Origin of the sequence: Viridibacillus sp. NPDC096237 (genome assembly GCF_050278625.1) — a bacterium.
GTDB lineage: Bacteria > Bacillota > Bacilli > Bacillales_A > Planococcaceae > Viridibacillus.
Genome location: NZ_JBNNTI010000092.1, coordinates 1,756 through 2,966, shown reverse-complemented (window position 1 = coordinate 2,966; position 1,211 = coordinate 1,756). Strand labels below are relative to the sequence as shown.

Below are 1,211 nucleotides of genomic sequence, written 5' to 3'. Positions count from 1 at the left end.
CTAAGCCAACATCCTGGTTGTCTAAGCAACGTCACATCCTTTTCCACTTAACAATTACTTTGGGACCTTAGCTGGTGGTCTGGGCTGTTTCCCTTTTGACTACGGATCTTATCACTCGCAGTCTGACTCCCGTGCATAAATCACTGGCATTCGGAGTTTGTCTGAATTCGGTAATCCGGGATGGACCCCTAGTTCAAACAGTGCTCTACCTCCAGGATTCTCTATCACGAGGCTAGCCCTAAAGCTATTTCGGAGAGAACCAGCTATCTCCAGGTTCGATTGGAATTTCTCCGCTACCCACACCTCATCCCCGCACTTTTCAACGTACGTGGGTTCGGGCCTCCAGTAAGTGTTACCTTACCTTCACCCTGGACATGGGTAGATCACCTGGTTTCGGGTCTACAACCACATACTCATTCGCCCTATTCAGACTCGCTTTCGCTACGGCTCCGTCTTCTAAAACTTAACCTCGCATGTAATCGTAACTCGCCGGTTCATTCTACAAAAGGCACGCTATCACCCATTAACGGGCTCTAACTACTTGTAGGCACATGGTTTCAGGATCTATTTCACTCCCCTTCCGGGGTGCTTTTCACCTTTCCCTCACGGTACTGGTTCACTATCGGTCACTAGGTAGTATTTAGCCTTGGGAGATGGTCCTCCCAGATTCCGACGGAATTTCACGTGTTCCGCCGTACTCAGGATACACTCAAGAGAGAATGAACTTTCAACTACAGGGCTGTTACCTGCTCTGGCGGGCCTTTCCAGACCGCTTCGTTTAACTCATTCCTTTGTAACTCCATATAGAGTGTCCTACAACCCCAAGAGGCAAGCCTCTTGGTTTGGGCTATTCCCGTTTCGCTCGCCGCTACTCAGGGAATCGATTTTTCTTTCTCTTCCTCCAGGTACTTAGATGTTTCAGTTCCCTGGGTCTGCCATCAAGACGCTATGTATTCACGTCAAGATACTGCTCCATTACGAACAGTGGGTTCCCCCATTCGGAAATCTCCGGATCAAAGCTCACTTACAGCTCCCCGAAGCATATCGGTGTTAGTGCCGTCCTTCTTCGGCTCCTAGTGCCAAGGCATCCGCCATGCGCCCTTAATAACTTAACCTAAAAGTTAGTTATTAAGCCTAAAAAACTTAATAATAAAAAATGTGTTACTTAATTTGCTTCAATGTCGTTTTATCCAGTTTTCAAAGAACAAGGA

Annotated in this window: 1 rRNA gene (running past one end of the window); it reads right to left on the bottom strand. The window is 47.5% G+C overall.

The features are described from left to right. Window positions 1-1,115 (bottom strand): 23S ribosomal RNA (locus ACQKMD_RS21700); it reaches 1,914 nt to the left of the window's first position. Window positions 1,116-1,211: the final 96 nt, after the last annotated feature.